This window comes from Achromobacter sp. UBA5777, assembly GCF_002418565.1.
Taxonomy (GTDB): domain Bacteria; phylum Pseudomonadota; class Gammaproteobacteria; order Burkholderiales; family Burkholderiaceae_B; genus Achromobacter; species Achromobacter animicus.
Genome location: NZ_DIEJ01000008.1, coordinates 1 through 5566, shown reverse-complemented (window position 1 = coordinate 5566; position 5566 = coordinate 1). Strand labels below are relative to the sequence as shown.

5 protein-coding genes and 1 pseudogene are annotated in these 5566 nt (G+C 64.8%); 3 read left to right on the top strand and 3 right to left on the bottom strand.

Annotated features, from left to right (window positions below):
• From B3446_RS00440 to B3446_RS00430, 3 genes and pseudogenes are all read right to left on the bottom strand, one after another.
• A pseudogene (locus tag B3446_RS00440) lies at window positions 1-183 on the bottom strand (acetyl-CoA carboxylase biotin carboxyl carrier protein); the annotation flags it as partial.
• Window positions 184-271: 88 nt separating this feature from the next.
• Window positions 272-706 (bottom strand): type II 3-dehydroquinate dehydratase, encoded by a 435-nt coding sequence (gene aroQ / locus B3446_RS00435; RefSeq protein WP_056327805.1) that lies wholly within the window; start codon window positions 704-706, stop codon window positions 272-274.
• An 89-nt stretch (window positions 707-795) separates the two neighbouring features.
• On the bottom strand, window positions 796-1329 hold the full coding sequence (locus B3446_RS00430; RefSeq protein WP_291376115.1) for a TlpA family protein disulfide reductase: 534 nt from the start codon (window positions 1327-1329) through the stop codon (window positions 796-798).
• A 97-nt stretch (window positions 1330-1426) separates the two neighbouring features.
• On the opposite strand from B3446_RS00430, the gene mpl reads away from it, so the two are divergent.
• From mpl to B3446_RS00415, 3 genes are all read left to right on the top strand, one after another.
• Window positions 1427-2797, top strand: a complete 1371-nt coding sequence (mpl, locus tag B3446_RS00425; RefSeq protein WP_291376114.1) for a UDP-N-acetylmuramate:L-alanyl-gamma-D-glutamyl-meso-diaminopimelate ligase — start codon at window positions 1427-1429, stop codon at window positions 2795-2797.
• A 132-nt stretch (window positions 2798-2929) separates the two neighbouring features.
• Complete coding sequence (locus B3446_RS00420) at window positions 2930-3529, top strand: YqiA/YcfP family alpha/beta fold hydrolase (RefSeq protein WP_291376112.1); 600 nt, start codon at window positions 2930-2932, stop codon at window positions 3527-3529.
• A gap of 75 nt (window positions 3530-3604) precedes the next feature.
• On the top strand, window positions 3605-5506 hold the full coding sequence (locus tag B3446_RS00415) for a ribonuclease catalytic domain-containing protein (protein ID WP_191578221.1): 1902 nt from the start codon (window positions 3605-3607) through the stop codon (window positions 5504-5506).
• Window positions 5507-5566: the final 60 nt, after the last annotated feature.

Below are 5566 nucleotides of genomic sequence, written 5' to 3'. Positions count from 1 at the left end.
GGGCGCGGCGGCGGCGACGGGCGCGGCGGGCACGCCGGCTTCGGGCTGGTGGTAGGCCACCGGCTGCAGCGTCTGCGAGAACTTGACGATTCTGACCTTGCCTTCGCCTTCGGTGATTTCCAGCTCGGCGATGCCCGATTCAGCCACCAGGTCGATCAGGGTTTTGAGTTTTCGAAGATCCATAGAAGCTGCTTCCCGAGATAGTGTCGGCGTCGTCCCAGCGTCGGGGTTCGCGCCGTATAAGATGTAAAAGCGTTGAATTGATGCGAGATCAGTGCCGCACTGCGTAACGCAGCGCGGCCTCGTAGCCGTCCGCGCCCAGGCCGCTGATCAGGCCCTGCGCCAAGTCGGACAGATAAGAGTGATGCCTGAACGGCTCTCGCTTATACAGATTGGACAAATGTACTTCAATAAATGGGATCGCGACCCCGGCCAGCGCGTCGCGAATCGCGACACTGGTGTGCGTGTATGCCGCTGCGTTGATGATGATGAAGTCCGTGCCGTCCTGCCGTGCCGCCTGAATGCGGTCAACCAGCGCACCTTCGTGATTGCTTTGCCACGCAGTCAGCGTGGCGCCCAGTTCGCCTGCGAGCAGCTCGAGACGCTCATTGATCTGGGCAAGGGTAAGACTGCCGTAGATATGAGGTTCCCGGGTGCCAAGCAGGTTCAGGTTCGGGCCATGCAATACCAGTATGTTTTGCGCCATGCGCGTGCCAAATTGTGGATTGCCAATTGTTGGCAAAACAGCCGATAAACCAGCTTTTTACGCCAATTCCTACTATTTGTCCAACAGACTTACGCCTTCAAACCGGCAAGCGTGCGATCCAGATCGTCGGGCTGCACTTCGCCCAATATCTTCCGGTTAATGCTGCCATCTGCATTGAAAACGATAGTAAAAGGCAGCCCGCCACTGGGGTTACCCAGCTTGCGCAGCGTGTCGATGGCACCGGCGCCGATGACCCACAGCGGGTAGGAAACCTGTACTTTCTCGACAAACTTCTGCATGTTGACGGCAGAATCAACGCCGATGCCAACAAAGCGCACTTGCGGGTATTTTTTCTGCAGGGCGTCGAGCGCGGGCATCTCTTTGACGCACGGCGCGCACCACGTTGCCCAGAAATTGACCACGATGGGCTGGCCCTTCCAGCCGGCCAGCGAATGCGAGGCGCCGTTCAGATCCGGAAGCTGCATCTGCATGAGTCCCGCGACCGGATCGCCCGCGTCAGCCGGCGCGGCATCGTTCTTGGGCTTGCGGCCCATCAGCGTGTAGCCGCCCGCGACAGTCGCGGCCACCGCCACGGCGGCGGAAAGAAGTAGGCGTCGATTCATGGCGCGATGATAACCGTTGCGGCCGTTTTACGCCGCAGGCGCGAGGCGCCGGCTTGTCGGGCCGCTATATATACAATGCGGGGCAGGAGATTTATCAATGCACCTGCACATTCTTGGCATCTGCGGCACCTTCATGGGCGGACTGGCGCTGATCGCGCGCGCCGCCGGCCACAAAGTCACGGGTTGCGACGCGGGAGTGTACCCGCCGATGAGCACCCAGCTTTCCGAACAGGGTATCGAACTGATCGAAGGCTTTGGCGCGGAGCAACTGGCGCTCAAGCCGGACCTGTATGTCATCGGCAACGTGGTCAGCCGCGGCAATCCGCTGATGGAAGCCATTCTGGAATCCGGGGCGCGCTACGTGTCCGGTCCGCAATGGCTTGGCGACAACATCCTGCCCGGCGCGCACGTGTTGGCTGTGGCCGGCACGCACGGCAAGACCACTACTAGCTCGATGCTGGCGTGGGTGCTGGAAGCCGCAGGCATGGCCCCGAATTTCCTGATCGGCGGCGTAGCGCAGGACCTGCATGTGTCCGCCCGCTACGACCCGGCACGCCGCCCCTTCGTCATCGAGGCGGACGAATACGACACGGCATTCTTCGACAAGCGCTCCAAGTTCGTTCACTACCGCCCCCGCACCGCGATTCTGAACAACCTGGAATACGATCACGCCGACATCTTCCCGGATCTGACGGCGATCGAAACGCAGTTCCACCATCTGGTTCGCACGATTCCCGGTTCGGGCCGTATCGTCCGACCGACGCAATCGGATGCGCTGGACCGCGTGATTGCGCGGGGATGCTGGTCGGATACCGTCACGTTCGGCCCGGATGGGCAGTGGCAGGCCTCGCCCCCGGATGCCGACGGCGCGTTCGACGTCACGCGTGCCGGCGTCCGCGCCGGCACCGTCCGCTGGTCGCTCACCGGCGAACACAACCGCATGAATGCGCTGGCCGCCCTGGCTGCCGCTGAACACGTTGGCGTGCCCGCAGAACAGGGCATCGACGCCCTCACCCGCTTCGGCGGTGTCAAGCGCCGCATGGAGCTGCGCGGCACGGTCAACGGCATCAAGGTCTACGACGACTTTGCTCACCACCCCACCGCCATCGCCACCACGCTGGAAGGTCTGCGCCGCCAGGTCGGCTCGGCGCGAATCCTGGCCGTGCTGGAGCCGCGTTCCAACACCATGAAGCTGGGCACCATGGCCGCCCGGCTGCCCGAGGCGCTGGCCGACGCCGATCTGGTGTTCTGCTTTGGCGCCAACGAGGGCAAGCACGCGCTGGGCTGGAATCCGGCTGAAGTGCTGGCGCCCCTCGGCGGCCGGGCTTCCAGTTACGATGACATCGGCGCACTGGTCGACGCCGTCGCCAACGCTGCGCGGCCCGGCGACCAGGTGCTGGTGATGAGCAATGGCGGCTTCGGCGGGATCCATGGCAAGCTGCTGGATGCGCTGCAGGCGCGCGGCTGATTCCGCCCGCTTGGCCGAACCCGGCAAAGCGCGCCCTGCCGGACATGCCGGGCTCGCTCTGCCGGCCCGGCCCGCCCGGAATTCAAGCCTTCAGCCGGCCGCCTGCCGCAACGCACACGGAAACAGCAAACAATGATTCTCTATCTACACGGTTTCCGATCGTCGCCCGATTCTTTCAAGGCCCGCCTGATGGCGGACGCCATGGCCGGACGTGGCCTGACCGATGCGTGGGCCTGCCCGCAACTGCCCGCCAGCCCGCGCGAAGCCATCGACCTGGCGCTGGGCATGGCGCGCGACCGCCTGGCGGACGCCGATTCGCCGCGCGAACTGACTGTCATCGGCTCGTCGCTGGGCGGTTTCTACGCCACCTGGATCGCCGAGCAGCTGGGCTGCAAGGCCGTGTTGCTGAATCCCGCCGTCCACGCCGCGCGCGACCTTGCCACCCAGGTCGGCGAGCACCACATGTATCATTCCGGCGCGCCGTTCGTTTTTTTGCCCGAATATGTGGACGAACTGGCCGCCATCCATGCGCCGCGCATCACGCAGCCCGACCGGTATTTCCTGGTGGCCGCGACCGGCGACGAAGTGCTGGATTGGCGCGAGATGCGCGACCGATACGCCGGCTGCCGCCAGCGTATCGTGCAAGGCAGCGACCACGGCCTGTCCGATTTCGCGGAATGGATGCCGGAAGTGCTTGAATTCGCCCTAGGCGGCAAGCCGGTACGCCCCTGATAATCAATATCAACTTTCAACACCCACAAAGCTGCGCAAGGCGGCGCGAGGCCGCCGCTCAGGACGATCCCCACCATGTATGTGTTTTACGAAGATGACGGCAGCTTCAAGGCCGGCAATATCCTGTCCGAGACCGACGCCAGCCTGCAGGTGGAGTCGGAGTCGGGCAAGCGCAGCAAAATCAAGCGCGCCAATACCCTGTTCAACTTCGCCTCGCCGGATCCGGCGGCCCTGATGACCCAGGCGGCCGCCACGGCCGAGACGCTCGATCTGCAATTCCTGTGGGAATGCGCGCCGCAAGAGGAATTTGACTCCCCCGCCCTGGCCGCCGACTACTTCGGCCACGCCCCCACGCCCGTCGAGCAAGCCGCGCTGCTGATGCGCCTGCACGGCGCGCCGGCGTACTTCCACCGCCGCGGCAAGGGCCGCTACCGCCCCGCCCCGCCAGACATCCTGGCCGCCGCGCTGGCCGCGCTGGAAAAGAAGCAGCGCCAGGCCGAACAGCAGCAGGAATGGGTCGACGAAATGGCCGCGGGCCGCCTGCCCGAACCCATCGCGCAGGCCGCCGAATCGCTCCTGATCCGTCCGGACAAGAACTCGCAGCAATGGAAAGCCCTGGACGCCGCGTGCGCCAAGCTGGGCAAGACGCCTGACCGCCTGCTGCTGGAACTGGGCGCCTGGCCGCACGCACTCGCGCTGCACAAGCGCCGCTTCCTGGCCGTCAACTTCCCGCGCGGCCTGGCCTTCCCCGACGTGGAACTGCCGCCCATCGACCGCGAACTGCCGCTGGCCGACGCCGAAATCTATTCCGTGGACGATGTCACCACCACGGAAATCGACGACGCGCTCTCCGTCTCCATGCTGCCCGACGGCCGCGTGCGCGTCGGCGTCCACGTCGCCGCGCCCGGCCTGTCCGTCACCCGCGACAGCGAGCTGGACAAACTGGCCCGCGCCCGCCTGTCCACCGTCTACATGCCCGGCGACAAAATCCCGATGCAGCCGGACAGCGTCATCCAGGCGTTCTCCCTGGACGCCGGCCGCGAAGTGCCCGCGCTATCGCTGTACGTCACCGCCGATCCCGAAACCGGCGAAGTCATCGAATCGGAAACCCGCCTGGAACGCATCGTCGTGCGCGAAAACCTGCGCCACAACATGCTGGACAGCCAGGTCACCGAGGCCAGCCTGTCCGACCCGGACGCCGACCTCCCCTACGGCCACTGGCTGCGTCCGCTCTGGAAGCTGGCCCAGGCCCTGTCCGCGCAACGCGAAAACGTCCGCGGCAAGCCGGAAAACAATTCCCGGGTGGAATACAGCTTCTACCTGGACGGCAACCCCGACGATCCCGACACGCCCGTGCGCCTGGTCCCGCGCCAGCGCAACGCGCCGCTGGATCGCATGGTGGCCGAATACATGATCCTGGCCAACAACCTGTGGGGCGGCCTCTTGAACCAGCACGGCGTGCCGGGCATCTACCGCTCGCAGCAAGCCGGCCGCGTGCGCATGAGCACGCAGGCGCTGCCGCACGAGGCCATCGGCGTTCCCCAGTACGCGTGGAGCACGTCGCCGCTGCGCCGCTATGTCGACCTGGTCAACCAATGGCAACTGATCGCCGCGGTGGAACACGGCGTCTCGGCCCGCCTGATCGCCCCCTTCAAGCCGCGCGACGCAGACCTGTTCGCCATCATCGGCGCCTTCGACGCGCAATACGCGGCCTGGGCCGAGTTCCAGAGCGCAATGGAACGCTACTGGTGCCTACGCTGGCTGAAGCAGAACGGCGTGACGCGAACGGTGGCGCATGTGCTGCGGGATGATCTTGTGCGGTTTGCGAATGCGCCGTTGGTGACTCGAGTGGGGGGGATGCCGGAGTTTGAACGCGGGACTGCGGTTGAGGTGGATATTCTGGGGATGGATGAGTTGTCTCTGGAGTTGGATTGTCGGTTTGTGGGCGAAGTTAAGGGGGAGGCTGCGGCTTCGTAGGTTGCATTCTTTCGATCTTCTTAGGTCGCGTTTTTCCGATCTTCGTAGGTCGCTTTCTTC